Source organism: Nocardia vinacea NBRC 16497, from assembly GCF_000308835.1.
GTDB lineage: Bacteria > Actinomycetota > Actinomycetes > Mycobacteriales > Mycobacteriaceae > Nocardia > Nocardia vinacea.
Genome location: NZ_BAGN01000410.1, coordinates 28,991 through 54,980 on the forward strand (window position 1 = coordinate 28,991; position 25,990 = coordinate 54,980).

23 protein-coding genes and 1 pseudogene are annotated in these 25,990 nt (G+C 66.2%); 13 read left to right on the top strand and 11 right to left on the bottom strand.

Features of this window, described 5'->3' with window-relative positions; genetic code table 11:
- Positions 1-224: 224 nt before the first annotated feature.
- Positions 225-1,298 carry an alpha/beta hydrolase gene (locus ON44_RS39555; protein WP_040699921.1) on the top strand — a complete coding sequence of 358 codons (1,074 nt, stop codon included), beginning with the start codon at positions 225-227 and terminating at the stop codon, positions 1,296-1,298.
- A gap of 190 nt (positions 1,299-1,488) precedes the next feature.
- Positions 1,489-2,805, top strand: coding sequence for an alpha/beta hydrolase family protein (locus tag ON44_RS39560; protein WP_040699923.1), 1,317 nt, complete (start codon positions 1,489-1,491; stop codon positions 2,803-2,805).
- Positions 2,806-2,969: 164 nt separating this feature from the next.
- Here ON44_RS39560 and ON44_RS39565 read toward each other — a convergent pair whose 3' ends face one another.
- On the bottom strand, positions 2,970-3,554 hold the full coding sequence (locus ON44_RS39565; protein WP_040699925.1) for a TetR/AcrR family transcriptional regulator: 585 nt from the start codon (positions 3,552-3,554) through the stop codon (positions 2,970-2,972).
- Between the two features lie 113 nt (positions 3,555-3,667).
- On the opposite strand from ON44_RS39565, the gene ON44_RS39570 reads away from it, so the two are divergent.
- The gene (locus ON44_RS39570) at positions 3,668-4,618 is read left to right on the top strand and encodes a cyclase family protein (protein WP_040699927.1); all 951 of its coding nucleotides are present in this window, start codon (positions 3,668-3,670) and stop codon (positions 4,616-4,618) included.
- A 216-nt stretch (positions 4,619-4,834) separates the two neighbouring features.
- Here ON44_RS39570 and ON44_RS51060 read toward each other — a convergent pair whose 3' ends face one another.
- Positions 4,835-5,029, bottom strand: a complete 195-nt coding sequence (locus ON44_RS51060; RefSeq protein WP_040699928.1) for a hypothetical protein — start codon at positions 5,027-5,029, stop codon at positions 4,835-4,837.
- Between the two features lie 540 nt (positions 5,030-5,569).
- Between ON44_RS51060 and ON44_RS39580 the strand changes: the two genes are divergently transcribed.
- The gene (locus ON44_RS39580; RefSeq protein WP_040699929.1) at positions 5,570-5,914 is read left to right on the top strand and encodes a DUF2568 domain-containing protein; all 345 of its coding nucleotides are present in this window, start codon (positions 5,570-5,572) and stop codon (positions 5,912-5,914) included.
- Between the two features lie 62 nt (positions 5,915-5,976).
- Here the strand turns inward: ON44_RS39580 and ON44_RS39585 are convergent, their stop codons facing one another.
- The 5 genes from ON44_RS39585 to ON44_RS39605 form a co-directional block, all read right to left on the bottom strand.
- Positions 5,977-6,960 (bottom strand): magnesium transporter CorA family protein, encoded by a 984-nt coding sequence (locus ON44_RS39585; RefSeq protein ID WP_040699930.1) that lies wholly within the window; start codon positions 6,958-6,960, stop codon positions 5,977-5,979.
- 237 nt (positions 6,961-7,197) lie between these two features.
- Entirely contained in the window at positions 7,198-8,199 is a 1,002-nt protein-coding gene (locus ON44_RS39590) for an RNA polymerase subunit sigma-70 (protein WP_040699931.1), read from the bottom strand.
- Positions 8,200-8,532: 333 nt separating this feature from the next.
- The gene (locus ON44_RS39595) at positions 8,533-9,525 is read right to left on the bottom strand and encodes a zinc-binding dehydrogenase (RefSeq protein ID WP_040699932.1); all 993 of its coding nucleotides are present in this window, start codon (positions 9,523-9,525) and stop codon (positions 8,533-8,535) included.
- Positions 9,526-9,728: 203 nt separating this feature from the next.
- Entirely contained in the window at positions 9,729-11,330 is a 1,602-nt protein-coding gene (locus ON44_RS39600; protein ID WP_085998712.1) for a sulfatase-like hydrolase/transferase, read from the bottom strand.
- A 60-nt stretch (positions 11,331-11,390) separates the two neighbouring features.
- A complete protein-coding gene (locus tag ON44_RS39605; RefSeq protein WP_040699935.1) occupies positions 11,391-12,329 on the bottom strand; it encodes a haloalkane dehalogenase in 939 nt (312 codons plus the stop codon).
- A gap of 67 nt (positions 12,330-12,396) precedes the next feature.
- On the opposite strand from ON44_RS39605, the gene ON44_RS49695 reads away from it, so the two are divergent.
- From ON44_RS49695 to ON44_RS39615, 3 genes are all read left to right on the top strand, one after another.
- Positions 12,397-12,984, top strand: a complete 588-nt coding sequence (locus ON44_RS49695) for a TetR/AcrR family transcriptional regulator (RefSeq protein ID WP_157187547.1) — start codon at positions 12,397-12,399, stop codon at positions 12,982-12,984.
- A gap of 70 nt (positions 12,985-13,054) precedes the next feature.
- A complete protein-coding gene (locus ON44_RS53610) occupies positions 13,055-13,180 on the top strand; it encodes a hypothetical protein (RefSeq protein WP_281005622.1) in 126 nt (41 codons plus the stop codon).
- Positions 13,181-13,786: 606 nt separating this feature from the next.
- Positions 13,787-14,200, top strand: coding sequence for a hypothetical protein (locus tag ON44_RS39615; RefSeq protein ID WP_040699936.1), 414 nt, complete (start codon positions 13,787-13,789; stop codon positions 14,198-14,200).
- 218 nt (positions 14,201-14,418) lie between these two features.
- On the opposite strand, the gene ON44_RS39620 is transcribed toward ON44_RS39615, so the two are convergent.
- On the bottom strand, positions 14,419-16,182 hold the full coding sequence (locus ON44_RS39620; RefSeq protein WP_040699937.1) for a sigma-54-dependent Fis family transcriptional regulator: 1,764 nt from the start codon (positions 16,180-16,182) through the stop codon (positions 14,419-14,421).
- A 187-nt stretch (positions 16,183-16,369) separates the two neighbouring features.
- Here ON44_RS39620 and ON44_RS39625 point away from each other — a divergent pair, with 187 nt between their 5' ends.
- Positions 16,370-17,272, top strand: a complete 903-nt coding sequence (locus ON44_RS39625; RefSeq protein ID WP_040699968.1) for a class I SAM-dependent methyltransferase — start codon at positions 16,370-16,372, stop codon at positions 17,270-17,272.
- 72 nt (positions 17,273-17,344) lie between these two features.
- On the opposite strand, the gene ON44_RS39630 is transcribed toward ON44_RS39625, so the two are convergent.
- Positions 17,345-17,560 carry a hypothetical protein gene (locus ON44_RS39630; protein WP_040699938.1) on the bottom strand — a complete coding sequence of 72 codons (216 nt, stop codon included), beginning with the start codon at positions 17,558-17,560 and terminating at the stop codon, positions 17,345-17,347.
- A 187-nt stretch (positions 17,561-17,747) separates the two neighbouring features.
- A pseudogene (locus tag ON44_RS53140) lies at positions 17,748-17,975 on the bottom strand (catalase); the annotation flags it as partial.
- A gap of 514 nt (positions 17,976-18,489) precedes the next feature.
- Between ON44_RS53140 and ON44_RS39640 the strand changes: the two are divergent.
- On the top strand, positions 18,490-18,876 hold the full coding sequence (locus ON44_RS39640; RefSeq protein WP_157187548.1) for a hypothetical protein: 387 nt from the start codon (positions 18,490-18,492) through the stop codon (positions 18,874-18,876).
- Between the two features lie 343 nt (positions 18,877-19,219).
- Positions 19,220-20,239 carry a zinc-dependent alcohol dehydrogenase family protein gene (locus ON44_RS39645; protein ID WP_051183058.1) on the top strand — a complete coding sequence of 340 codons (1,020 nt, stop codon included), beginning with the start codon at positions 19,220-19,222 and terminating at the stop codon, positions 20,237-20,239.
- A 172-nt stretch (positions 20,240-20,411) separates the two neighbouring features.
- Here ON44_RS39645 and ON44_RS39650 read toward each other — a convergent pair whose 3' ends face one another.
- A complete protein-coding gene (locus tag ON44_RS39650; protein WP_306306537.1) occupies positions 20,412-21,695 on the bottom strand; it encodes a PucR family transcriptional regulator in 1,284 nt (427 codons plus the stop codon).
- A 161-nt stretch (positions 21,696-21,856) separates the two neighbouring features.
- Here ON44_RS39650 and ON44_RS39655 point away from each other — a divergent pair, with 161 nt between their 5' ends.
- From ON44_RS39655 to ON44_RS39665, 3 genes are all read left to right on the top strand, one after another.
- A complete protein-coding gene (locus ON44_RS39655; protein ID WP_040699949.1) occupies positions 21,857-23,323 on the top strand; it encodes a class I adenylate-forming enzyme family protein in 1,467 nt (488 codons plus the stop codon).
- Positions 23,324-23,356: 33 nt separating this feature from the next.
- A complete protein-coding gene (locus tag ON44_RS39660; RefSeq protein ID WP_040699950.1) occupies positions 23,357-25,165 on the top strand; it encodes a DUF3556 domain-containing protein in 1,809 nt (602 codons plus the stop codon).
- On the top strand, positions 25,162-25,990 hold an 829-nt coding region (locus ON44_RS39665; RefSeq protein WP_040699952.1), incomplete at its 3' end, for a phytoene desaturase family protein. The genes ON44_RS39660 and ON44_RS39665, both read left to right, overlap by 4 nt.

Sequence of the window (25,990 nt, forward strand, 5' to 3'; positions counted from 1 at the left end):
CGCAGGTACGCCCACAGTGTCATGCGGCAATCCTCGCACCGACATCCCGACCAACTGCCGAGTCGCCTTCACAACGTGCAGCGTGTCGATCGCGGGCTCGCATGCGGTGCGCACCGCCAAAGCGATTTCTTAACGCATGACTCTTGCGTTATCTGGCGAGGGGTCGTAGCGTCTACTAACGCAGTGTTATTGCGTTAGATGCATGGGTCGTCAAAGGAGCCGCGATGTCGTATCAATGGCCGCTGGACGCAGCGGAGCTGTTCGGGGAGCGCTACCCGCAAATGGTCAACACCGGGTTACCGGCCGCGGACGTGAACGCGGTCTGCGCCGCCATCACCGACATGTGGCCCGATGCCCCGGGCGGTTGGGTGCACGAGTGGTCCCAGTTAGGAGCCCGCTACGCCGGTTCGAGCGCCCATGATCTCGCGGCGCTGGCCTACGGGTGGGCGAAGTTCCCGACCTTGGCCGACGACAGCAAGCGCACCGCGCTGGCCCGCCAGCTCGAGCAGTATCAGCTCGCGGCACCGGGCTTCGGGGTCGATTTCCGCCGCGAGGTCCTCGCGGTGCCCTATCGGGGTGCGAGCACCCCGGTGCCGGTGCATATCCTGACCCGGCCCAAGCTGCCGTCCGACACCCCCGTGCTCATCGCCAGCGGCGGTGTCGACGGCTGGAAAATGGATCTGCACGCGATGTTCGTGATGTTCGCCGTGCACCTGGGCGTGCCGGTGGTGGTGTTCGATATCGCGGGCACCGGCGAATCGTCGGTGCCGATGACCTCCGAGGGAGGCGCGCAGATCGTGCAGGGCTTGATCGACCATGCGCGCGGCCTCGGCAACGGTGTCGTCGCCCATCTGGGGATCTCGATGGGCGGATACTACTCGGCCCGCTCAGGGCTCACCGGCGACGTCGACGCCGCCATCGTGCTGGGTGGACCGGTCGAAGAAGCCTTCCACCGCACCGGGTCGGCCCGGTTCGGGATGGACGGCATCATCGGCAACGCCATGGGCTTCGACTCCCCGCCCGCCCCAGACGAATTGGCCGCCCGTTTCGCGGCGTTCTCGCTACGCGAGCTCCTCGACCGGGACACCAACGCCCCGATGCTGGTCGTCAATGGTGCCGACGATGTCCACATCCCCCAACACGACACCCTGGTGTTCCAGGGCCGCCGCGACACCGAAGTGCACCTACTGCCCGACACCGGGCACTGCGCGGTGTCGCGGCTGCCCGAAGCGCTACCGCTGATGATCGGCTGGCTCCAACTCACCCTCGACAGCCTCGCGCCCCGGGGCAACTCGTGAACCACACCGACATCACCTGAACCCCAACCGATTCCAAACGCCGACGCCGCAGAATCCGGCAGCAAACGCTCCACGCCGATGCCACCACTCTTCGATGCGGCGGCGGGTCATCGATACCGGCTGCGCGCCTCGGTTCCTGGTCATACGACGCCACCCGGCTACCTCGACCCACCCCGAAAAGGACTCACCGATGACTCGCGCATCTCAGCTGGCGACGAAACTTTTCATCACCACTGCAGCCTTCGCTCACGCCACCGAGCGCCTGTCCACACCGATCGGCACCCGGTTCTTCCTGCCCGCGCTGTTCGTGGACCGGTTCTCGAATATGGGCGCGATCGACAAACTCGAGTTCACCCGCCAACTCGACCGGTGCCGTTCCTTCACCGACGAGGCCTGGTCCGGGCACTGGAACGAGCTCGCCGAACCCCACATCGCCACCGCCGACGCCGCCCTCGAACGCCTCGGTGGCCCGTCGGTGCGCGAGCTGCTCGACGACACCAACGACACCGCGATCGAGCACCTGGGCAAGCTCCTCGCCCCCGCGGTATCGATCCTGTCCGAGCGCGGCGGGCAACCGAATCCCGACCTGGTCGAGCGGTTCATCGCCGAACACCCCGCCCACGCCGATGCCGCCACCGCCGTGGACGCGCTGATCAAGACGACGGTCTACACATTCGCCGCGTCTTGGCCCGGATGGACACCGCACCGGCTACAGGCCTACGCCGTGTCCCGGCGGCTGACCCATGTGCTGCTGCTCGCGCTGGCTCCAGCGATGGACCTGGTCATCGAAGCCGTCGAGATCCCTGCCGGAAACGAAACCGTGCGCGGGTACACCCTCTTCCCACCCGGGACCCACCGTGTGCCGACCCTGTTGGCCACCAACGGTATCGAGGGCACGATCGCCGAACTGCTGTTCCCCAGCCTCGCTCACCGCCCGGCAGGGCTGGGCGTATTCGCCATGGAGATGCCCGGCACCTACGACTACACCCAACCGATGTCGCTGACCTCCGAAGCGATCTACCACCACGTCATCGAATACCTCGCCGAGCATCCCCGCGTCGACCCCAGCAGCATCGGCATGTTCGGGCTCAGTTTCGGCGCCTACTGGTCTACCCGCATGGCCGCCACCGATCCCCGGCTCCGCGCGGTGGTCTCCAACGGCGCACCCGCGGAGAAGACCTGGGCGCTGACCGGCTCGATCGGTGTCCCCGAAATCATGGCCTGGACACTGGCCAACACCGTGGCGGCCACCGGCACCTTCGACTTGCTGCGCCGGTTGTCGACCTTGACCGTGCGCGAACTGTGTCCCCAGATCAGCATTCCGTTGCTGGTCATCAACGGCGACTCCGACACGCTGGTACGCAGCCAGGACTCCATCGATATCGCCACACTCACACCCCGCGGACTGCTCGAGCTCTACCCGGGCGACGACCACTGCGCGATGAGCCACTTCGACGAGTGGCTGGACATGTCGATGCGGTGGGTGCACACCCAACTAACCACCTGACCCTCCCGCATCGCCCCGCTATCGGCGGCCCGAAGCGGCTGCCGATATCAGGGCGTCGCGGTCAGCGTTGAGACGGCCGGTTCAGCTCCGGCCAGGCGAAGCGTGGGGTGCGAACGTGCGGGTGACCCCGTTCGCTAACGCGGTGAGCGAGCTCTCCTGGTTGTCTACCGGCTGATTCCGTGGAGCAGTTGGTCGACCACGCGCGCGAGGAACGGCTCGTCGACGGGCTGGCGGGTAAGAAGTGCCCGGAAATGCACCGGGGCGATCAGCGCTTCCAAAGCCATTGCCGCGTCGACGGTTTCGGGGAGTTCACCGCGAGCGACGCCGCGGTCGATCATGACCCGGGCCAGGTCGAATCGGGACTGCCAGAACTGTATGCGGTTGCTCGCCAGCACCGAATCGTCCTCGGCGACGGCCATGGCCCGCGCCAGCGCGATCCCGAGCGGACTCGCCTGATACGTCGCGATCGAGCGGGCGAAGTCGATCAGATCTTCGCGCACCGTCCCGGTGTCGGGTATCGGCAACTGCTGGGAGCTGTAGCTGAGCAACGCGTCGAGGATCACGTGTTCGCGGGTGCCCCAGCGCCGGTAGATCGAGGTTTCGTGCACTCCGGCGATCCGGGCGACCTCCGGGATACTCACCGCGTCGGGGCCGTCCTCGGCGGCCAGTTGCAATGTGGCGTCCAGTACCGCTTGGCGGACCCGGGCCGAGCGGCCACCGGTTCTGCGGCGGATCTCTGTCTCGCTCATTCCACACATATTAACGCCAAGAGCTTGCGATAATTCTCCGCCTGGCTGTACGGTCTCATTAACGCAATAATACTGCGTTAACTTGCGGATCGCGCAAAGGAGAAGGAAGCCACATGACCAACTCCGTACTCGACGACTACATCGCCCGCTTCAGCCGCTGGGGCAAATGGGGCGAGGACGACCAGCTCGGCGCGATGAACCTCGTCGGCCCCGACCAGGTGCGCGCCGCAGCCGCATTGGTCCGCGACGGCCAGGTGATCTCGCTGCCGCTGCCCTACGACCAGGCCGGACCCCAGCTCGGCGGGATGCGGTCCAACCCGCAACTGGTGACCACCGCGACCGGCACCGACCACCTCGCCGGAGTGCAGGAGAAGGTCCTGTCCGCGCTGGGCCCGACCGGCGGGTTCGGGTTCTCCGACGACATGATCGTCATGCCCACCCAGTGCGGCACCCAATGGGATGCGCTGTCGCACATCTTCCACAACGGCAAGATGTGGAACGGATACAGCGCCGCCGAACACACCTCCCACGGTGCGGTCCGCAACGGCATCCAGCACTGGAGCGACCGCCTGGTGTTACGAGCGGTCTTGGTCGATGTGCCCGTACTACGCGGCGTCGACAGCCTGGACCCCGGCTACGCGATTACCGTCGAAGACCTCGAGGACACCCTCGCCGCCCAAGGCTCCACCGTGGCGCCCGGAGACGCTCTGATCGTGCGGACCGGTTTCCTGGGTGCGCGCCGCGGAAACTGGGGCGACTACGCCGGCGGTGCGGCGCCGGGGCTTTCGCTGCACACCGCACTGTGGCTGTTCGAGCAGGAGATCGCCGCGCTGGTCACCGACACCTGGGGTGTGGAGGTGCGCCCCAACGAGATCGAGGTGTTCCAACCGTTGCATCTGGTCGCACTCGTGCACATGGGTTTGGCGATGGGAGAAATGTTCGACCTGGACGCGTTGTCGGCGGCGTGCGCGGCCGACGGCCGATATGAGTTCATGCTCGCCGCGTCCCCGCTGCCGATCACCGGTGCGGTCGGCTCCCCGGTGGGGGCGGTGGCGATCCGATGACCACACCCACTCCAGCGGTGCTGTGGGAGCCCCACGACACCACCGGCGCCGAAATCGCGCGCTACGTGGCCTGCATCTGGCGCCAAGGCGACTGGATCACCATCACCGACCGCGGGTGGGCGATCATCAGCGGACGCTCCGACGCCACCCTCAACCGCGGCGGAGTGCGCCTGGGCACCGCCGAGTTCTACGCCACCCTCGGCGCACTGCCCGAGATCAACGACAGTGCTCGGCGATATGGAGCACCGCCGGATCTCGGTAGCCGGCTTCGGCCGTCGGCTCCGACACCACGCTGCCGGTCTGCGAGCCGAGATCGGTGATCTCGGATGCCGCCGTGGCGCCGAGGGTGTCGGCGTCGATTTCGGTGATCGTATCGGTGTCGCCGGTAGGTGTGTCGGTGTCGTACGACATCAGCGAGTACTCCTATCGTGAAACAGGCAGGCACCGGCCAGCTTTGGACTGGCCGGTGCCTGCCTGGATACGGGGCTATTGCGGATTGGTTCGGCAAACGAAAAACCGAGTCCCGCTGCGGGACTCGGCATAGGGCTGATCGCGGCTCCCCGCGATCGGGGATGCGGACAATGTCGATCACCCGCGCGGCTCGGCACTGACGGCGCGTTGGGTGGTTGTGGTGCGCCGATTGCCCCGCGGGAAGTATCCGCACTCGAGGGGCGATTCAGGGTCTGTCGCAGCGCCGAGCGCGGTCGAACCGCATGACGCGGAGCCGTTCGCTATGACAGTCGCCGTATCCATAAGTGGGGGTCCGATCATGCCAACTGCGACCCGCCGCGACCGTCGGTAGGGATGCGCATCTGCTGTGTTCGCACGGCGGCAGCATCCTGTCCACTCGGTGCCCTCGGCCAATGCCGGTCAGGTTGACGAGGGTGAACCACGAGTGCACAATGCTCTCATTAGAGAGCGATGCTCTCTTTGGTTTGAGGGAGAACGAACATGCACGAAGTCTGGAAATGGGCCAACCTCACGCTGGCATTCGTGATGGAGTTGGTTGCGCTCGCGGCGCTGGCGCTGTGGGGCTGGAAGATCGCTGATGCGACTCCGGTGAAGCTCTTGTTGGCTGTCGCGGCGCCTCTCCTCGCAGCGCTGGCCTGGGGCTTGTACGCGGCGCCGAATGCGACATACGACCACCCATTGCTCGCGGTCGTCACCAAGGTCGTGGTGTTCGGCAGCGCTGCGGCCGGGCTGTGGGCCGCGAGCTACCGAGCGGTCGCGGTCGTCTTCGTCGCTGTCCTGGTCGCGAACCTGCTGGCGATCAGGCTCGGGCACATTACCGCGTGAGCACGCCGTAAGGCGTGTACGGCAATCATGGAGATCTTGGCGGGACTGATGCGTGTCGGGGGTTAGAACCAGCCTTTGCGTTTCGCCCAGATGAGCAGGTACGTCGATATCGCAAGCATTACGAGCAGGGCCAGGGCCAGCCCGAACCATTGGGTTCGGTCGTTCACGATCAGGTTCATGCCGATGATGGAGGACAGGGCCGTGATCGGCAGCGTGACGGCGGCGATGACGGCGAGGCGCTCGGCTGCGATGGTCATCTTGGTGTTCGTGCGTGCCTGATAGAACTCGATCGTGCCCTGCAGGTAATCCTTTTGGCTGTCGGCCATCACCGTCAGGTGCTCGAACTGATCGACTGCGTCGAGCAGCAGCTGCTGACCCGTGCCGCCGCCGAACGCCTCGATGGTGACCATCCGGCCGTACAGTGCGTGGCTCAGCGCGGCCATGGTGCGGACCGTCAGCAGGCCGTGCCGCGCCCGAAACATCTCATCCAGGAAGGTCTCCGGATCACCGAGATGTCCGGCGGTGACTTGCTGCTCGAGCTTCCACACGTCCTTGGTCAACTCGGCGGTGTAGGCCCGCATTCGCGCGGTCAGCGCGGCGAGCAGGGCGTGGGACAGTTCGAACGCGTTGCCGGGTCGGAGCCTGCCCGATGCCAGCCGGCCCAACACCGTGTTCACCTCGACCATCGCGGTTGATTGATCGATCGCTGGATTCAGCGGTCCGTGGACCGTCACGAGGTAACGGCCGCCGATGAACTGGTCGAGTTCGACGTAGTGCACATGCCCCTGCGCCCCCGACTGCGGCGCGTGCAGCACCAGGAACATATGGTCGGCGTACCGGTGCACCTTGGGCACCTGGTTGCGGTTCATCGAGTCCCGGATGGCGAGGGGATGAAATCCGAAGACGTCGGTCAACGCGTGGGCGGCCTGATCGTCCCAGGTCGGGACGTCCACCCAGACCAGTCCGTCGGACCGGTCGAGCAGCTCCTTCAGGTCGGTCGCTGGATACGCACGCACACCGCCGTCAGAGATGAACCGAACGTCCATGTCGGCCTCCTCACGCGATGAACCGTCTCCTCCGTGATAGCACCGGAGCCGCACCGCCGGGGTGGTTCGTCGAACCCGACGTCCGACCACAGGACGAGCCAGGCTCTCGTCCACAACTCCTCATGATCCGATGGCGCGGGCGAATGCGCTGTGCCGTCGATGAATTCGAGCGCACCAACCGGTTTCAGCCACGGAGTTCATGATGGTCCCCGCGCTGGTCGCGATGACGCCGCCGAGTCAGGGTTGGTCCGCGAGCACGTCCGGGCATCCGAACGTCGCGGCCAGTGCGGGATCGTGGAACTTGATCACACGGGAGATACCGGCGGCGGTGGCCGCCAGCACCACGGTGCCGTCAGCCCGGAGCTCGCTGTCTGCGTCTCGGTGGTACACGACGGCGGCGGGTTGGCCGTTGGCGGTGGTGGGGATCATCCGCCATTCGCCCGGCGTGCCCAGCACGTATGTGTCGAGCATGTGGATGCACATGGCCCGGCCCGCCTGCCAGTCGCGGAATGGTGTCGCTTCCAGCGTGGCGTCCGTGCGCAAGACCTGTTCCAGCAGGCCGGGGTCGGAGCGCTCGAAGGCTGCGATGTAGCCGTCGAGTAGCGCGCGTGCCCGCTGGTCGGTTGGTTCGAGCAGTTCTTCGGGTTCGGGTTCCAGTTCGTCCAGCCGGGCGCGGGCGCGCTGCAGACCGCTTTTGACCGCCGCTGTGGTGGTGTCGAGGATCTGCGCGGTTTCGGGCGCGGAGAACGCCAGCACTTCGCGCAGGATGAGGATCGCGCGCTGGCGGGCGGGCAGGTGCTGCAGGCTTGCGATGAGTGCCAGCCGTAGCGACTCGCGCGCGATCACCGCTGCGGCGGGATCGTCGGCGGTCGGGGCGATCCACCCGTCCGGCAACGGTTCCAGCCACGAGACCTCGCCCGGCGCAACGTGATTCGGCGGGCGATCGGGTCCGTCGTAAGCCCCTGTCAGTCCCGAGGGCAGTACCCGGATCCGGCGCGGCTGCAACGCCGTCAGGCAGACATTGGTGGCGATCTTGTAGAGCCAGGATCGAATCGACGCGCGGCCCTCGAAGTCGGCGTAGGAACGCCATGCCCGCAGATATGTTTCCTGTACCAGGTCCTCCGCGTCGTGGGCCGAGCCGACCATGCGGTAACAGTGCGCCAACAGCTCCCGGCGGAATCGCTCGGTCTCGGCGGCGAACCGGTCTCGGTTCGGTGCCGGCCGCGCGTGCGAGGTCATGCTGCGAGCCTATGCCGGTCGGCGAGTCGGGCTTTCCAGCGCGGGTCCGCCGCCGGAATCGTCAACCGCCGGTACACAGCTGGACTACTACCGGATGCTTGCTCGTCATGTGCTGCCCCTTCTCGGACCGGTTCCGCTGGCCGGGACCGTCTCCCATTACGACCGCCACGCCGCGGTAAAGGAATCGAATCCCAGGTCAGCGGATATCCGGGCGGAGGCGACCGCCCGTGACGTGCGGGGGAGGCCGCGGCGATCACCGCCGACAGCGCGCGGGGTGATCATTGATCGTCGAGTTGGACGATCATGACGCGAATCGTGGTGTGCTCGGGTTTCTCAGGGCAGCAGGGCCAGTTTGCCGACGCTGGCCCTGGCTTCCAGTTCCGCGAGCGCTTTCGGGCCGTCGGCCAAGTCGTAGGCGGCGGGCCGGCTGGGAGTGAGTACGCCGACGGCAGTGAGCGCGGACAGCTCACCCATGAGCGCACCGAAGATCTGCGGCGCGGCCTGGATCAGCACGCCGATGTTGAGGCCGATGATGTGGACCTGGTGCTTGTACACCAGCTCCCAGTTGGTGATCGCGGCTTCGCCGCCTGCCACACCGTAGACGACGACTCGGCCGGTGACCCGCTTGGCCGCGGCCAGACTGGCGCCGAAGGTCGCCCCGCCCGCCGATTCCAGCACCAAATCAACACCTGTGCCGCCGGTCAGCCTCAGCACCTCGGCGGCGAGGTCGCCGCTGAGAGAGTCCAGGACATGGTCGGCGCCCAGTGCCAGCACTGTCTCGTGCTTGCCCGGCGAAGCGGTGGCGATGACCGTCGCACCGTAGTGCTTGGCCATCCTGACCGCAGCCTGGCCGGTCGCGCCCGCCGCGGCATGGATCAGCACGGTCTGCCCTGCGGCGATGCCGCCCAGCGGCCTGAGTGCGGCCAACGCGGTGGGCCAGTTCACGACCAGACCCAGCGCCTGCTGCTCCGTCCAGCCGGGGGACACCGGCACCGCTGCGGTCGCGGGCAGCACCATGTACTCGGCGAAAGCGCCGTCTCCGACGCCGACGACACGGGCGCCCGGTTGCGGGCCGGTCACCGCGTCGCCCACTGCGACGATCTCGCCGGCGGCCTCGAAACCCGCCAGGTACGGCGGTCGCGGGCCGCCCAGGAACGTTCCGTAGGCCTTCGAGATGTCGGCGAAGTTGACCCCGGCGGCGGCGACCCGGATCAGGACCTCACCCCGGCCGGGGACCGGCACCGGCGCGTCGGTGATCAGGCGCATGTCCTGCGGACCGTTGAACGAGGTCTGCTGCAGAGCTCGCATAGTCGCGGGAATATTCATGGCACTCAACTTTCCTATCTCGGCGTGCATGATCGAGACCGGCCCGTTCAGCGGTCCGCTTCTCCAACCATGTAGACCCCGGCCGCCGCCAAAAGGAATCGGCTACCCCGAATCCTCAAGGCGCAAGGGTGCAGCTGTGAGACTGTCCGGGCGAACCCGCGTCGCTCGTGAATCCGGCAGCACCGGTGCCGCGCGGGCCGCGGCTACTTCGCGCCGAGGCCGTCGCGGAGGAAGTCGCTGAGCTGTTCGCCGAACGGCTTGGCGATCTGGGTGTTGTAGTCGTTCCAGCCCTCTTGCTGTGCCTGCTGCAGGTAGTCGGGCAGCGGTCGGTGCAGTTCTTCGCTGACGGCTCGGTCGTGCAGCCGGCTCATCGCATCGCGCAGGCTCCCGCCCGCCGCGGCGGTGTTGTCCAGTTCGAGTTCACCGTCGTGGGTCGAGTAGTCGTATAGCTCGTACTCCTCCTCGAGCGACGGGTCGATCTCCGCGGAGCCCTGCACCCAGTGCGAGTAGCGGACGAACTTCGCGTCGGCGGTCCGGACGGCCACCACATGGCCGGGTGCGTTGTGGTCGAACCGCACTGCGGCTTCCTCGATGGAGTGTTCGTCGGTGGTGTGCACGATCCAGGGGCGCCCCGGCGCGCCCGGGTCGCGGCAGACCGCGGCGATGTCGTGTCTGCTCGCAAGATGGGCGTAGCGGTCGTCGCCGCGCCAGCCGTTGCCGCCCGCGCCGATGGTCAGGAGCAGAGGGGCGAGGTCGATGCTGGAGGTCAGCTGGGTGCGGGTGCCGGCTGCCGGAGTCAGGTCGCCGCGCGGGTCGTAGACGAACAGCGGCACCCGGATGGCCTCGTCGTATGCCCCGCCGCCCTTGCCGTGCAGGCCGTGGGAGCCGGCGTAGTCACCATGATCGGAGGTGAACACCACCACGGTATTGGCCGCCACCTCCGGACGGGTCGCCAGTTCCGTCAGTACCCGGCCGATCTGGATGTCCACCTGCTGCTGGAACCACAGGTAGAGATTGAGCAGCTCGATCCACTCCTGGTCGGCGTCGGGGGTGCCGTACGGCGCGACGCCGAAGGTCGCCGCCGACACCTGCACCAAGGCCAGTTGCAGCCGAGGCTTGCGCGAGAGTTGTTCGAGGGTCTCGTGATTGGCGGGCAGGGTGTCGATCCAGCGCGGAATGTTGTTGAACGCCGAGGTGCGCCGGGTCCAGCGCGGCCACCACTGGACATCGTGCGGGTTGACCAGCGACACCGTCGTACACCAGGGGCTTTGGCCCGCATCGGTATTGAACCAGTCGACGAACTGGTCGACGATCCGGCCGTCCATCTGCAGGCCCTGCTCTGGCGCGCCGTTGGGCGACGGGTAGGTGCCGCCGTCGAAGCCGTGACGCTCCAACCCGCCCGGCGTCGTGTCGGCTTCGTGGCCCAAATGCCATTTGCCCCACCACGAGGTGCGGTAGCCCTGTTCGCGCAGCATCGAGCCCCAGGTCGGAAAGCTCGGCGACAGCTGCGAGGTCGAAGTCGACAGACAGCCGGTCTGGTGTGAGTACAGGCCGGTCACCATCGCGCCGCGGGAGGGCGTGCAGTCGTTGGCGGCGGTGTAGTGCTGTTCGAACGAGACCGACTTGGACCGCAATCCGGCGATGTTCGGCAGGATGGTGTCGAGCACGGGCTGGTCCGGGAACCACATGGGGGCCCGCATCTCGTCGACGATGACAACGAGAATATTCGGCTTGTCGGGGTGAATGTCCATGCGCGGCTGGGCGGATGCGCTCGGGCTCCCGGTGGTCATGGCGGCGGTCGCCATGGCGGCGGTCGCCGCCGCTCCGCTACCGAAGAACCCACGCCTGCTGATCGACACTGTGTCCTACCGCCTTTCGGTCGGGTGCTGAGAAGAAGCGTCCATGAAGTGGTTCACCACCGACGCGAGCCGAGGACCGTTGTCCTCCTGCAGAAAATGTCCCGCGCCCTCGATCACCGTGTGCGGTTGACCCGACGCCCCGGGAATCTTGCGCTGGAAGATCTTCTCGCCGCCGGCTGTGATCGGGTCGCCATCGGAGAAGGCGGTGAGAAGAGGTTTGTGGAAGCGGGCCAGCTGGTCCCAGGCCCGGCGGTTCGCCGCGGCGGCCGGGTCATCGGGCCGGGTCGGGACCAAGAGGGGGAAGGCTCGGGCACCGGCCTTGTAACTCTCATCGGGAAACGGGGCGTCGTAGGCCGCCATTGCCTCGGGGGAAAGCTTTGCCCGGCAACCATTTTCGATAATGGCCCCGACCGGGAACTGCGGCGTCTCCTGTGAGAACCGCTGCCAGGCGAGAAAAGCGTCGCTCAGCGTTGCCGTTCCGTCGGGAAGTCCGGTGTTGGCCGTTACCACCCGCGCGAAGCGATCGGGATGTTCGGCGACGAGTCGCATCCCGATCAAACCGCCCCAGTCCTGGCAGACCAGCGTGATGGACGCGAGATCCAGGTGGTCGAACAGCGCTTCTCGCAGCCATTCGACGTGGCGGGCATACGTGTAGTCGGCTCGGTCGGCGGGCTTGTCGCTGCGGCCGAAGCCGATCAGATCCGGCGCGACACACCGCCGGCCCGCCGCGACGAGCACCGGAATCATGCTGCGGTACAGGAAACTCCAGGACGGCTCGCCGTGCAGCAGCACGACGACTTCGCCATCTCGCGGCCCTTCGTCGAGGTAGTGCACCCGCAGGCGGGTGTCGCCGTCGTCGCCGGCCGCAACCTCGACATAGTGCGGCGGGAACGGAAAGTCGGGCAGGGCCGAGAACCGTTCCTCAGGCGTGCGCAGGACGTGCATGGTTCTGACACTAAATGTTCTTGCATCATGAGTGCAACTTCTGCTCCGGCTTGTTAGGCTGATCGCGATGGATGGACGTACCGCTCGGGCGGCAAGGAACCGTCAGGCGGTGCTCGATGCCGTGCTGGCGCTCACGGAAGAAGGAGATCTGCAACCGACCGCACGGGCCGTGGCCGAGCGAGCCGGGGTTGCGACCAGATCGGTGTTCCATCACTTCACCGATCTCGAGTCGATGTATGCCGACGCCGCCCAGACGCAAATGGAGCGACACTGGTTCCCCCTGCTCCGTCCGGTGACCGGTGATCCGGGGTATCGCATCGAGACTCTGGTCGAGCTGCGAGCCGAACTGTACGAGCGCATTTCGGGCACCCGCCGCGCCGCCGTGCTGCGTGAGCACGAATCCTCCGTCCTTGCCGAGCGTTTGCAGGAAAGCCGCGCCGCCCTGCGCGCCCACCTGCGCGCCAACCTCCCCGAACTCGAGCGCCTCGACCGCCCCGCCCGCGAGGCCGCCTACGCCGCCGCTTCATGGGAGACCTGGGACGTATTCCGCCGTCATCAAGGCCTCTCCGCGGATGCCGCCCGAGCCGCCGTCGGCGCTGCCCTCACCGCCCTGCTCGCCCCTGCATCGACCGTCATCGGTGGAACCCGAAAGTAGGATCCGCTCATGACCATCGCCCCAACAGTGCACAGTTCGCGGACTCGCCGCGAGCATCGAGGAAGGTCCGGTGGTAATGCTGAACCTCATCGAGTTCAGTGACCGGACCGAATACGCCGCGGGCGACAGTGCCCTGACGATGGTCGAGCAGCAGGACGGCCGATTGCACCGGCACGGCGAGCCTCGGAAACGCTGATCGGCGAGGCGGATTGGGACTGCGTCGCCCTCGTCGAATATCCCAGCCGAAGCCTCCATCGGCGTCTGGAACGCCGCCGTATCGCCCAACGACCTCAATATCGCCACGGCCGCGTGATCGCTACCGGCCCGTTGGTGCGCACCGTTGTGGCGCAGCGGAATCGCGCCCGCGGACGCGCTGCCGGTATGCCGCACCGTCGTCGTGGGTTCGGCGCTGGTGTTGTTGATATCTACTGGTGTGTGGGTAGGCCGAGTACGTGTTGTGCGAGGTGGTTGCGGGCGAATTCGAGGCCAATCGGCGTGAGTGTCGGGGCGCATTCCGGTGCATAGAGCTGTCGCCGGCAGGATCGCCATGGAGTGTGCTCGAGCAATGCGCGAGAGGGGATTCGGATACCTATGTTGGTGGTGACCAGTACCTGAATCCGGCGTGCCTGCCGGATTTCGCCTGTCGCGGAACGGGATTCTGCATGGTCAATGTGTTGCTGCCGAACAACCGCCATGGTGAGGGTGCGGGACCGGAGTACCTTTCCAGGTGCCGCGGTTCTGCTGCGCCGTCACACAGATGAGCGGAACCGAAGGCATAGTGTCGCGGCGCTACCCTCGTGTCGTGGCAGCTCGATTCGACACTCCGGCGGTGCGGGAACTCCTGTTGGCGGCAATCGATCCGCAGACCGTTACAGCACACCACGCGCTGCTGCGTTCGATCTTCCAGTCAGAGATGGACGATCGGCGCGCGGAGTACTTCGAGAATCTGTACTGGTGCGCGTTTCTGCTCTACCTCATCGGTGACCCCAGTGACGTGCCCATGATGTGGCGCGCCAAGCATTCGGACTTCGATACCGCGTGTGGATTCGACATCCAGTTCCTGCTGGGCGCTGGCTTCCAACCGACGCTCGCGTACCTGGCAGACCACGGGCATGCTGACATCGTGGCAGAGCTGTCCACCTACTCCGAGCTCATCGACGGCCTCGGAGACTGGGAAGCGTTCCGGCGCAACTATTTCTATGGCAGCAACGCTTGACGCTAGCTTGCCCGATCCCTTCGCGATCAACGGCTGTTGCGGGACGAGAGCTCGCGGCACCGCTCGAATTCGGGTTTGGTCGGATCCCTTCGCCTAGGATGCCTGGGCTTTCTCCTGCACCCACGGCACAGGCGTGTCACCGGATCCAACGGGCGGTGTTGGTACTGGTTCAACTGATTGATGTCTGTCGGTGCCGGCGGGATCCGGGGTAACTGTGCTTACTCGATGCCGAAGTCTTTGATCCTGCGGTAGATGGTCGCCCGCGATATCCCTAGTGCCGCGGCGGCTGCGGCCTTGTTGCCGCTGTTCTCCTGCAGGCTGCGCACGATCGCGTCGCGTTCCAGTGCCTCGATCCGGCTCAGTCTGCGCCGGGTCAGCGAACGGCATTGTGGTGGCAGGTTGTCGATGTGGATCAGACCGGAGCGCTGCTGTGAAATGGCTTCGGCTAGCACCCGGCGTAGTTGGGCGACGTTGCCTGGCCACGATAGCTTGTTGAGCTGGCGCATGGCGTCCGGGGCAAGCCGGACTTCGGCGCCGTTGGTCAGCTCGCGCAGCAGGAAGGGGACCAGCTCTTCGAGGTCTTCGATGCGGTGCCGGAGTGCGGGCACGCCGACGGTCTGGCTGAACAGTGCCAGCAGTGAATCGAGAGCCGTACCGGGCGTGGCCGAATGCATGGTTGCCGCGATCCATCCGCGACCGGCGCAGGTCCGGAGTATGTCCGCGATCGGCTCGATCGCCTCGGTCGGCAGGCGGTCGATATCTTCGATGACAACGTTGAAATTGCTGTTGCCGGTTTCGGTGCGCAGCGCGGCCAGCAGTCCCTCGGTGTCGGCGAAGTCGGCCGTCCGCAGCACCCGGGCCATCTTGCCGGGGCTGACGTGCGCGACGACAGATTTCGCGAGTTTTGTTCGTCCGGAACCCTTTTCGCCATCGATGACCACCCATTCGCGATCCCGGCAGCAGCGTTCGACCTGCTGGCAGCTGCGCCGCCATGAGCTGCTCCTACCGGCGATGCCGGGCAATGCGAGCGTGCCGTGTGCGATCGGGTGGTCCACGACGCGGTCGATGGGCAGCTGAACGTGCAGGACCATGCTGAAGCTGCTGCCACGTATCGAAATACGTTCCACTGCTGTCACTTTCGCGGTCTGACCGCTCGGCAGCGGGGCCAGGAGGGTGTCGACGGCCCCGGGACGAAGCAGGTCGGTCGAATATTGCAGTAACGCTGCTTGGTCGTGCGGGTCAAGAGCCTGGCGCAGGTAGTGGTTCATCAGCACCACGTCGCCACCGATCGCGAGCACGCCGAGCGGATACTGGCGGCATTGGCGCAGATACGTCTCCAGTAGCGCGGTCTCGGTTTCGCTGGCGAGCGCGCGGAGCCGGTCCTGGATCTGGCTGCTCGCGCTGTTGGCGAGGGCGAGCAGCAGGGGATCGGATCTGCTGGCCCAGCAGGTGAGATCGATGACGCCCAGCATCGAGCGCGTCAGCGGGTGGCGAATAGGCGAGCCTGCACACGCGAGCCCGCCGAGGGTGCCGAGATAGTGTTCGCCGCCGCGAATGAACGTGGGGGTGGCTGTTTCCAGGGTGGTGCCGATTCCGTTGGTGCCGACGAAGTCCTCGGCATAGCTGTAGCCGGGAGCGAGTTGCACACCGTCGAGTGTGCGCATGATTGTGGCATCGGCGGCGTAGCGCTCGAGCAAGAGCCCATCCGACGAGGTCAGGATGACGCTGACAGCCTGGTCGGCCAGGTCGCTCGCGAGCCGCCGCAGCACCGGCGCAGCGGCGCTCACCAGCGGGGAGTCGAGATTCGGGTCCCGCACATAAGGCAGCTCCACACGGTCGGGATGGATCTGCAGCGCGCGCGATCGGCACCACGAATCGAGCACGGTGTCACGCACCGGCGGGATATCGAGCGAACCCACGGTGAGGAATTGTTCGCGCGCCTTCTCTAGGCTCACGGCGACGTCGGCTCGAGGATCCGGCATCTGCTCATACCTCGGTGCTTGTTGCTCAACCCATGGTGGCGGCCGTCTCAATGGATGACGCGTCTCAGATTGAGACCGTCAGTCTATCGCTTCCGCTGTGTCATGGGCAGAAGGAGATTTGCTTCGCCCAGCAAAACCAGGAGGAAGACGTTTGAGCCCCCAGAGCCTCAGCACGGCCTATCGAAAGATCACCGACCTATCGGGGGAGTCGACCTTCGCCGAGGTCCGATCCCGCGCCGAGCTGTTGGATGAGTTCTTCGCACTGTTCCTCGACCCGGCCCTCACCCATAGTTGCGCGTTCTGGCCTCACCCGGACGGCACCTTGGAACGAGCCCAGTTGGCGACGATCGACCTCGCTCTGGCCCAATGCGATCTGCGGCCGGGGATGACCTTGTTGGATGTCGGTTGTGGCTGGGGTTCGACCATGTTGCGCGCCATGGACACCTACGGTGTGAATGTGATCGGGCTGACTCCCAGCCGTAACCAGTACCGGTGTGTGCGGAATCTGCTGGTCGACCGGGTGATCCGAGGGCGCCCGTATGGTGGGGTGCGGCTGAAAGGCTGGGACGAATTCGACCGCCGCGCAGACCGGATCGTGTGTATCGGCGCGTTCGAACACTTCGAACGAGACCGCTACGGCGAATTCTTCGAATTCGCCTACCGCACAATGCCCGCCGATGGAGTGCTGCTACTGCAGACCATCGTCGGCGACAACCGCGACGAACTACGTGGACATGGAATTCAGCACGCCAGCGTCGATGACGCGTTCATGCGGTTCCTCACCGAAACCATCTTCGGCGGCGGCCCGCTACTGCCCCCGACCGGACGCGACCCCAAAGGTGTCACCGCATACGCCGAAGACGCCGGATTCACCATTACCGGCATGCAGTCGATGGGACCGCACTACGCCACCACTCTCGACCACTGGGCCGATGCCCTGCGCCAGCACCGCGACCGCGCCATCGAGCTCGCTGGACCCGATACCTACAACGCCTACATCCGGTACCTGACCGGATGCGCCGACTACGCTCGCTGTGGCCGCATCGACGTCATGCAATTCACCTGCACCAAACCCGGTACACCGCAGTGAACCAGACACATGAGCAGCGACGACAGATCGTCACATCGGTGGTTCGTGCCGCCGCAGACCGGCAAATCCTGGTCAGAGTCCATTGATGTCCCTCGAAACCACAGCCGCCGCCGACTCGGGGCGGCAGGTCGGCGGTGCTGTGCAGCAGTCCAGGACCTCGCGCATTGTCGACGCGCCAACCACGGTGATGCCCTCGACGACCGGCAGGTGCGCGGCGAGGACGGCGTAGCGGAAGCGGGCTTGCGCGGCGGCGGTAACCGCGGCTGCGCCCGATCGAATCGACCCCACACCGCCCGGCGATGCTGAACGCGGCCGTGCCCCATGCGCGCAAGCCGTTCGTGACCGATGCCTAGCCGGTGCAATCGGAATGATCGCGCCACCAGATGCTCCGTTTCGTGCCAGATTCTCCGTGGCGATCCGGACCGTGGTCGTCGATCCGGACGACGGAACTGGCCGGCTTGTAGTGCTCGCTGTCGGCGCGCGGGCCGCCCTTGGAGTTGGGTGCGTAGACCGGGTCGATGTGGTTCTGGATCCGCATCACTCCGTCCTGGCTGTAGGTGTGCACGGGCACGACCGGTGCGTTGACCGGGATTTGTTCGTAGTTCACTCCCAGCCGAGCCCTTTGCGCGTCGGCGTAGGAGAAAAGGCGCGCCAGCAGCATCCGGTCCGGGCTCGGCCCGATACCAGGGACCAGTTTGTCGGGCTGGAAGGGAATAGGGACGACGTGCGGACCGGCACCAGCAAAGGCCGCACGTGGTAGACCAGGGATCAACTCATGCCCTTGCGTCCACCGCTGCGATTGGTGTCCGCTGTCCTCGCCGCTTCGGTCTGAAACGACCGCACGCTGCCCCTAACACTACCGCTGTCGGCGGCCGCCTGGACCACGATTTCTTCGACGGCTGTATGACCATCCCGCCTCACGGCCCGGCGCCGGCAATTACCATTGACTCGGCAACAAACCTCGTGGTCAACGGCATCGGCGGCTCGGCTCACACGGAGGCGTGCCGGTCACCGCCACCAGTGTGTCGCCGAGGACGATTCCGGTTTGGCCGGATGTTCTCTGCGCACGCTGGGTCGGATACGCACACGCGAAGCAGCGGCAGCAGCCGTGCGGAGACTTACAGTCAGCGACTATGGGAGGTAGGCATCGGTGGGCAACCGCATCGACTCCGCTGCATTCGCCCGCGGCGGTGCGGCGTGATCCGAAAGGCCGGGCAGTGAGTGGGTTCGCTGCCCGTGCGTTGGCCGCGCAACCGGAGGTTCCGGCGTGGATCGCGTGGTTGTTCGAGCACGCCAGCGAACAGCTGGCGCGGGCGGAGTATCAGATGCACTACCCGCTCGACCACACCGGGCACCAAGACGGGCGCAGCGCCGATGAATGGTTGATCACCCAACGCGCTTACCACGCCGAGTGCGCTGCTCGCGCGGTCGAACGCGCCCGCCGATTCCATAGCGACCGACCCGGTGTCGTCGCGGCCTATGCCCCCGAGTTGCCCGACGACGGCGAGTTCTACGCGGCGCTGGCCGCCAGCCGGGAATGGACCGGCCACTGGTACTCCCGCGACCCGATCCAGGCGTGGGAACTGTCGAGCGCACCGGCCTGACACCGGTAGACACTCGAGGTCTCGCCCGGGTCCCCCGGTCGTCCTCGCGGAAGATGAACCGATCCCTGCCCGGCTGGCTGTCCACCGCACCGGCTGCGGCCGGGTCGAAGACGGGCCCGATGAAGGCGTAGACGCCGACGGATGCCGGGCTGCGAATCTCCACGACCGAAGGCGCCGAGACGCTGCGGATGGCAGTCGCCACCCCTGCCGTGGTGGGAGCATTAGAGCTAGTAGAGCTGGAATTGGGCCGCTGATCCGACTCTTCGTCGCCGAAGGGCGGGGCCGACGCTATGCATGCCGAACCGCTGTGGGACCTGGATCCGACCGAAGGAGCGTCTGGAAGATGAGAACGATGCGGTCGGTCGTCGCCGACACGCTAGGTGAACCGGCGGAGGTTCTGCACCTGCAGACCCGCCCGGTTCCGGAGCCCGGTCCCGGCCAGGTCCGGATCCGGGTGGCCGCCGTGCCTGTCCATGCCAGCGATCTACATACCATTCGCGGCAGATACGGATTCACCCCGGAGTTCCCCACCGTACCCGGAATCGAATCCGTCGGTGTGATCGACGAACTCGGCAGCGGCACAGACGATCTGACCGTCGGGCAACGCGTCATCACGGTCGGAGTCAGGGCCACGTGGCAGGAGTATGTCGTTGCCGATGCCGAGCAGGTCTTGCCTGTCCCCGTTGGCATGAGCAATTCCACGGCCGCTCAGATTCTCGCCAATCCACTCACCGCCGTGATCTTGACCGGTGCTGAGCTCGATGTTCGACCGGGTGAATGGCTCTTGCAGACGGCGGCCGGTTCAACCGTGGGCCAGTCGGTCATCCAGCTCGGGGCGCACGTCGGCTTCAAGACCCTCAACGTGGTCCGCCGTCGATCAGCTGTCGAGGACATCCTCGCGTTGGGGGGCACCGCGGTGATCTGCACGGAGGATGAGGACCTGCGCGAACGGGTGGCCGACATAGCAGGCCACGACGGCGTGTCCAAGGCGATCGACTGTGTCGGCGGTCAGGTGGGTGCGGACGTGTCGCGTGTGCTGGCACCGCACGGTGAGCTGGTCGTCTACGGTGCGTTGTCTACGCACCGCCAAACCGATCCCGACAAACTCACCATCCCCATCTTCGCGCGCTCACTGATCTACGAAACCAAGACCGTTCGGGGGTTCTGGCTGTTCCGCTGGTTCACCGAGACCCCGAAGGATCGAATGGCCGCAGCGATCGACCGGACACTTCAGCTCGCCGACAGCGGCGCGCTGCGCGTGCCCGAGGGCCGGCCGATTCTCGTCGAAAAGTTCAGCGAAGCCGTCTATTTGGCCGAAGCTCCCGCACACGGTGGCAAACCGCTGCTGGTGTTCGAACCGTAGAAGGCACCAGATACCGGTCGGCCCGACGCCGGCGATCACCCGTGGAATTTCCCGCTGAATCCGACAGTGCGGCCCTCGGTTTCGAGTCCGCTGATCCGGCCGGTTCGGTCGTGGTGCGGGTGGGCGCGCCTTGTCCCGAAGGAACGAAGTCTGCGCGGGTTTGTCGCCGCGGTCAGTCCGTTGTCGGCCCCAGCACCGCCGCGCCGTACCAGTGGCAAATGAGCAGCGCCAGCTCGACGTCCAGCCGGTCGTCGGTGATCGGCCGCCCGCGCCGCGAAACCGCCCGCCCGACCCGGTATTTCACCGAGTTGAAATGTAGATCGAGCTCGGCGGCAGCCGCCTTGTAGCTGGATCCGGTGCGCAGGAACACCCGCAGCGTCTCGCGCAGCCGGGCATCGTTCTCGTTGTCGGCGGCCAATTCGCCGAGCACCTCGCCCACCCATTCGCCGACCTCCGCGCCGCCGCCGAGCAGCGCCGCCGCCGACAGCCCCGGATCGCTCGCCGCGATGATCCTCGGTTCCACGTCCCCGCGTGCCAGCGCGACCGAGTGTGCCCGCAGCGCATCCCGATGGGACCGGCGGAAGCCGGACACCCCCTGGCCCATGATGCCGATCGCCAGCCGTGGTGCGTCCGGCCGCTTGCTCGCGAAATCACGGACCTTGGCCACCGCATCGGACTGCTCGGACCGATATGGCAGCCAGGCCCATGCGGTCATCCGGTCGGCGGCCCCGACCAGCGGCGCGGCTGCGGTGCCGACCGCCTCGGCCAGCTCACGGACGAAACGTTGCAGCCGGTTCAGCTCGTCACCACTCGCGCCGGTGTCGGGATACCAGATGATCAGCGCCAAGTGATGCCAGAGCAGCGGGTAGCGGATGGATTCGGTCGCGGCATCGGTATCGACCGGCTTCTCTCCGGCCAGCAGCTCACGTACGCGCAGTGCGCGAGCGCTGTTGCGATTCTCCAGCCACTGCTCGCGCTCGGATTCGTACACCGCGACGACCTGCAGGGTGATCCAGTCGATGTACTCGAACAGCGTGGTGGTGATGGTCTCCGCGACCGTGACACCTTCGGCGGGCGCGATATCGCTGGCCTGTAATTCGGCGAAGATCAACTCGGTCATCCGGCGATGGCCGACTCGATAGGCGCGCACCAGGGCATTGACCGGAACCCCATGCTGGGCAAGGCGTCTGGCGTATTCGATCGCTGCCGTGGGAGCGTTGATCCGAGCCACCGGTATGTCGTGCTGCAGCGCGTGCAGGATGGTGTCGACATTGCCTTCCACACTGGCGCCGAGCAGTTCGACGGTGCGGGCGTCGCCCCGCAATTCGGGGATATCGTCCTCGAGGCCGCGCCGGAGGATCGCGCTGATATCCGTCACCCGCTCGTTCATGCGGGCGGCGATTCCCGCGACATAGCGGCCCATATCGGCATCACCGTCGCGACGAAAAGTCGTCACTCCCCAACGGTAGTACTCGGCGGTTGCCGCGCGGGAAATTGCCGGTGTTGTCCTCCGGGGACAACACCGGCGGCGAACTTCGTCGACGTACGACGGTGTCACGGGGTGGCCCGATTTCTACCGTTATCGGCATCCCGCACGCCCATTCACCAGGACCGCTCATGAACCTCCCGACATTGCCGGACCGTCGCGCCGCCGCGGATCCGAACGCACCCGCCCTCGCCGACGACACCATCGACTTGAGCAACGCCGGGTTCCTCGAGTCAGTGCAGCGCGCGGCCACGGCACTGCGTGCCGCGGGCGTTTCGGCGGGCGACGTGGTCGCCATCATGCTGCCGAATACCGCGGCCCTGGTCATATCGCTGTTCGCCACCTGGCGTCTCGGCGCGGCGGCCACCCCGCTCAATCCGGCGCTGACGGCGGCCGAGGCCGCCTATCAGATGGCGGATGCGGGCGCCAAGGTGCTGATCGCGACCGAGCGGCCCGCATTCGACGTTCCGGTCCGGGCCGTCATCCCGGCCGCCGAGCTCACCGCGATCGACCCCGACATCACCCTCGTTCCGGCCCAGCTCGGCGACGACGCACTGGCGCTGCTCATCTACACCAGCGGCACCACCGGTCGCCCGAAGGGCGTGATGCTCGATCACGCCAACCTGAATGCCATGTGCCGCATGGTGATCGAGACCTTCACCCTCACCGCGGCCGACCACAGCCTGCTCATCCTGCCGCTGTTCCACGTCAACGGCATCGTGGCGAGCACACTCTCGCCGCTGCTCGTCGGCGGCCGCACCACCGTGGCGGGCAAGTTCAGCCCGCGCACCTTCTTCGACCGGATCGAACACAGTCGGGCGACATATTTCTCCGCCGTGCCGACGATCTACACGATGCTGAGCGATCTGCCCGCCGAGGTCCGCCCCGACACCTCCTCGGTGCGCTTCGCCATCTGCGGCGCGGCCCCGGCCAGTGTGGAACTGCTGGCAAAGTTCGAAAACCGTTACGTCATCCCGATTATCGAGGGATACGGCTTGTCCGAGGGGGCCTGCGCAAGCACCGTCAACCCGCTCGTCGGCAAGCGCAAAGCCGGTACCGTCGGACTGCCGCTGCCCGGCCAGACGATTCGGATCGCGGATATGGATGGCAATCCGGTGCCCGACGGCGAGATCGGCGAGGTGCTGATCTCCGGGCCGAATGTCATGCGCGGCTATTTGAATCGTCCGGCGGACACCGCGAAGACCCTGGTCGACGGCTGGTTGCATACCGGCGATATCGGCCGCTTGGACGAGGACGGCTATCTGATTCTTGTCGACCGTGCCAAGGACATGATCATCCGCGGCGGCGAGAACATCTACCCCAAAGAGATCGAAACCGTGGTCTACCAACTGCCGGAGATCTCCGAGGCCGCGGTCGTCGGTCGCGCGCACGAGGTCTACGGCGAGGAGCCGGTGCTCTATGTCTCGCTGAACTCGGGCACCGATTTGGCGACCGACAAAATCCACGAGCACGTTCGCGGCGCATTGTCGAAATACAAACTGCCCGTCGCTATCACGATTCTCGAGCACCTTCCCAAGAACGATGTGGGCAAACTCGACAAGCCGAAGCTACGGCGGCTCGCCGTCGAAAACCATTGATATCCACCATCAGTCAGAAATAGGAGCAGGACAATGGGATTCACGAAACCGGATCTGCCACAGGTAGATCCCGAAACCTTTCTGCGGAAACCGTTGATGGAGCGCATGCGCATCCTCGCGGCCAACTGGGTCGAGCACGGATTCGGGTCACCGCGGATGGTGCACACCGTCTACATTCTCAAATTGCTCGTCCTCTACGCGCTCGGCGGCATCGTCGTCGCCACGGTGACCTCCGATCTTCCGGCGTTCTGGCATGTTTCGCAATGGTGGGACCAGCCGATCGTCTATCAGAAGTTCGTGTTGTGGACGGTGCTGCTGGAGACCATCGGCATCGCCGGTTCATGGGGGCCGCTGGCGGGCAAAGTAAAGCCCATGACCGGCGGCATCCTGTTCTGGGCCCGGCCGGGCACCATTCGGTTTCGGCCGTGGAAGTGGGTCCCCGGCACCGCGGGCGACCGGCGCACCTGGTTCGATGTCGCGCTGTACGCGGCGCTGCTGGTCAGCCTCGCCATTGCTCTGCTCGCCCCTGGCGCGCACAGTGATTCGCTGTCGGCGGCGGTGCCGGAGAACACTTCCGGACTGGTGCGTCCGGCGCTGCTGATCGCGCCGATCGTGCTGCTGATCATCAATGGCCTGCGCGACAAGACGATCTTCCTCGGCGCGCGCGGCGAGCAGTATCTACCGGCACTGTTCTTCTTCGCGGTGCTGCCGTTCGTCGACATGATCATCGCGCTGAAGCTGCTGATCCTGGTCGTGTGGGTCGGCGCGGGCGTCTCCAAACTCGGCAAGCACTTCTCGCAGGTGGTGCCACCGATGGTCAGCAACAGTCCGTCGGTGCCGTTCAAATGGCTCAAGCGGGCGCACTACCGTGACTTCCCGCGCGACCTGCGCCCCTCTCGGATCGCGGATCTGATGGCGCACGTCGGCGGCACAACGATCGAAGTGATCGCTCCGCTGGTGCTGTTCTTCTCCACCAATATCTGGCTGACCGTGGCCGCGGCGACGGTGATGGTGATCTTCCACCTGTTCATCGTCTCCACCTTCCCGCTCGCGGTGCCGCTCGAATGGAATGTGCTGTTCGCCTATGCGACCGTCTTCCTGTTCCTCGGCTTCCCGAACTGGGACGGCTACGGACTCACCGATATCTCCTCGCCGTGGCTGGCCTTCGCGCTCATCGTGGGATTGCTGTTCTTCCCGATCCTGGGCAACTTCCGGCCGGATAAGGTCTCCTTCCTGCCCTCGATGCGTCAGTACGCGGGCAACTGGGCCTCGGCGGTCTGGGCCTTCGCACCCGGCGCGGAGAGCAAACTGAACAGGGTGACCCGCAGCGCGAAGAATCAGGTCGACCAGTTCGTCGAATTCGGTTACGAACCGCAGTGGGCCGAGATCACCATGCAGCAGACCATCGCCTGGCGCACCATGCACAGCCAGGGCCGCGGTCTGTTCTCGGTGCTGCTGAAGAACCTGCCCGATATCGACAGCCGGACGGTGCGCGAGGCCGAATTCGTCTGCAACTCGCTGATCGGCTTCAACTTCGGTGATGGACACCTGCACGACGAGGATCTGATCAGGGCGGTGCAGCAGGAGGCCGGCTTCGAACCCGGTGAACTGGTGGTCGTCTGGGTGGAGTCGCAGGCTTGGGGCAGCAAGGTGCAGCGCTACAAGGTGATCGACGCCGCGCTCGGTGTTATCGAGCGGGGCACCTGGAAGGTCGCGGAGGCGGTCGAGGAGCAGCCGTGGCTGCCCAACGGGCCGATCCCGCTGGAGGTCACCTGGTCGTTGGTGTCGTCCACCCCACCCGCCCGCGAAGAGCAGGAACACGGACACGGAGCGCTGGCATGACCACCGCGACCGTCGTCGGCGGCGGGCCCAACGGCCTTGCCGCCGCCGTTGCCCTCGCCAAGGCGGGTCTCACGGTCACCGTCCTGGAGGCCGCGAGCGAGATCGGCGGCGGGACCCGCACCAGCGAGGCATTGCTGCCCGGCCTGCTGCACGACCAGTGCTCGGCCACCCACCCGATGGCCGTCGGCTCCGCCTTCCTCAACGGTCTCGACCTGGAACGCTACGGATTGTCTTGGCGCACACCGGAAATCGATTGTGTGCACCCGCTGGACAGCGGCCGGGGCGCGACGCTCTACCGGTCGGTGGAGCGGACCGCGGCGGGTCTGGGGCGCGACGGCGAGCGGTGGCGGCTGTTGTTCGGTGCGCCGTCGGCGCGGTTCGACGCACTATCGGAGGACATCATGCGGCCGCTGCTGCGGCTCCCGCATCATCCGCTGACACTGGCCAGGTTCGGCCTGCCGACCGTGCTGCCCGGTTCGACGCTGGCGCGGCTGTTTCGCACCGACGAGGCCAGGGCATTGTTCGGAGGTGTTGCGGCACACGCGTTTCGGCCGCTGCACTACCCGCTGACCTCGGCCATCGGGCTCGGCATCCTCACCGCCGGGCACCGGCACGGCTGGCCGGTGGCGGCGGGCGGATCCCAGTCCATCACCAATGCGCTGGCCGCGCTGCTGACCGATCTCGGCGGCAAGATCGAGACCGATACCCGGATAGAGTCGGCCACCCAGTTGCCCACCAGCGATGTGACCATATTCGATCTGGCCCCGGATGCGGTGGCCGGTATTCTCGGTGACCGCCTGCCGTCCCGAATTGCCCGCGCCTACC

Bases quoted from the DNA above. Each gene is read 5' to 3' on its own strand.
- ON44_RS39555 (WP_040699921.1), top strand. From the start codon at position 225: ATGTCGTATCAATGGCCGCTGGACGCAGCGGAGCTGTTCGGGGAGCGC.
- ON44_RS39560 (WP_040699923.1), top strand. From the start codon at position 1,489: ATGACTCGCGCATCTCAGCTGGCGACGAAACTTTTCATCACCACTGCA.
- ON44_RS39565 (WP_040699925.1), bottom strand. From the start codon at position 3,554: ATGAGCGAGACAGAGATCCGCCGCAGAACCGGTGGCCGCTCGGCCCGG.
- ON44_RS39570 (WP_040699927.1), top strand. From the start codon at position 3,668: ATGACCAACTCCGTACTCGACGACTACATCGCCCGCTTCAGCCGCTGG.
- ON44_RS51060 (WP_040699928.1), bottom strand. From the start codon at position 5,029: ATGTCGTACGACACCGACACACCTACCGGCGACACCGATACGATCACC.
- ON44_RS39580 (WP_040699929.1), top strand. From the start codon at position 5,570: ATGCACGAAGTCTGGAAATGGGCCAACCTCACGCTGGCATTCGTGATG.
- ON44_RS39585 (WP_040699930.1), bottom strand. From the start codon at position 6,960: ATGGACGTTCGGTTCATCTCTGACGGCGGTGTGCGTGCGTATCCAGCG.
- ON44_RS39590 (WP_040699931.1), bottom strand. From the start codon at position 8,199: ATGACCTCGCACGCGCGGCCGGCACCGAACCGAGACCGGTTCGCCGCC.
- ON44_RS39595 (WP_040699932.1), bottom strand. From the start codon at position 9,525: ATGAATATTCCCGCGACTATGCGAGCTCTGCAGCAGACCTCGTTCAAC.
- ON44_RS39600 (WP_085998712.1), bottom strand. From the start codon at position 11,330: ATGGCGACCGCCGCCATGACCACCGGGAGCCCGAGCGCATCCGCCCAG.
- ON44_RS39605 (WP_040699935.1), bottom strand. From the start codon at position 12,329: ATGCACGTCCTGCGCACGCCTGAGGAACGGTTCTCGGCCCTGCCCGAC.
- ON44_RS49695 (WP_157187547.1), top strand. From the start codon at position 12,397: ATGGATGGACGTACCGCTCGGGCGGCAAGGAACCGTCAGGCGGTGCTC.
- ON44_RS39620 (WP_040699937.1), bottom strand. From the start codon at position 16,182: ATGCCGGATCCTCGAGCCGACGTCGCCGTGAGCCTAGAGAAGGCGCGC.
- ON44_RS39645 (WP_051183058.1), top strand. From the start codon at position 19,220: ATGAGAACGATGCGGTCGGTCGTCGCCGACACGCTAGGTGAACCGGCG.
- ON44_RS39655 (WP_040699949.1), top strand. From the start codon at position 21,857: ATGAACCTCCCGACATTGCCGGACCGTCGCGCCGCCGCGGATCCGAAC.
- ON44_RS39660 (WP_040699950.1), top strand. From the start codon at position 23,357: ATGGGATTCACGAAACCGGATCTGCCACAGGTAGATCCCGAAACCTTT.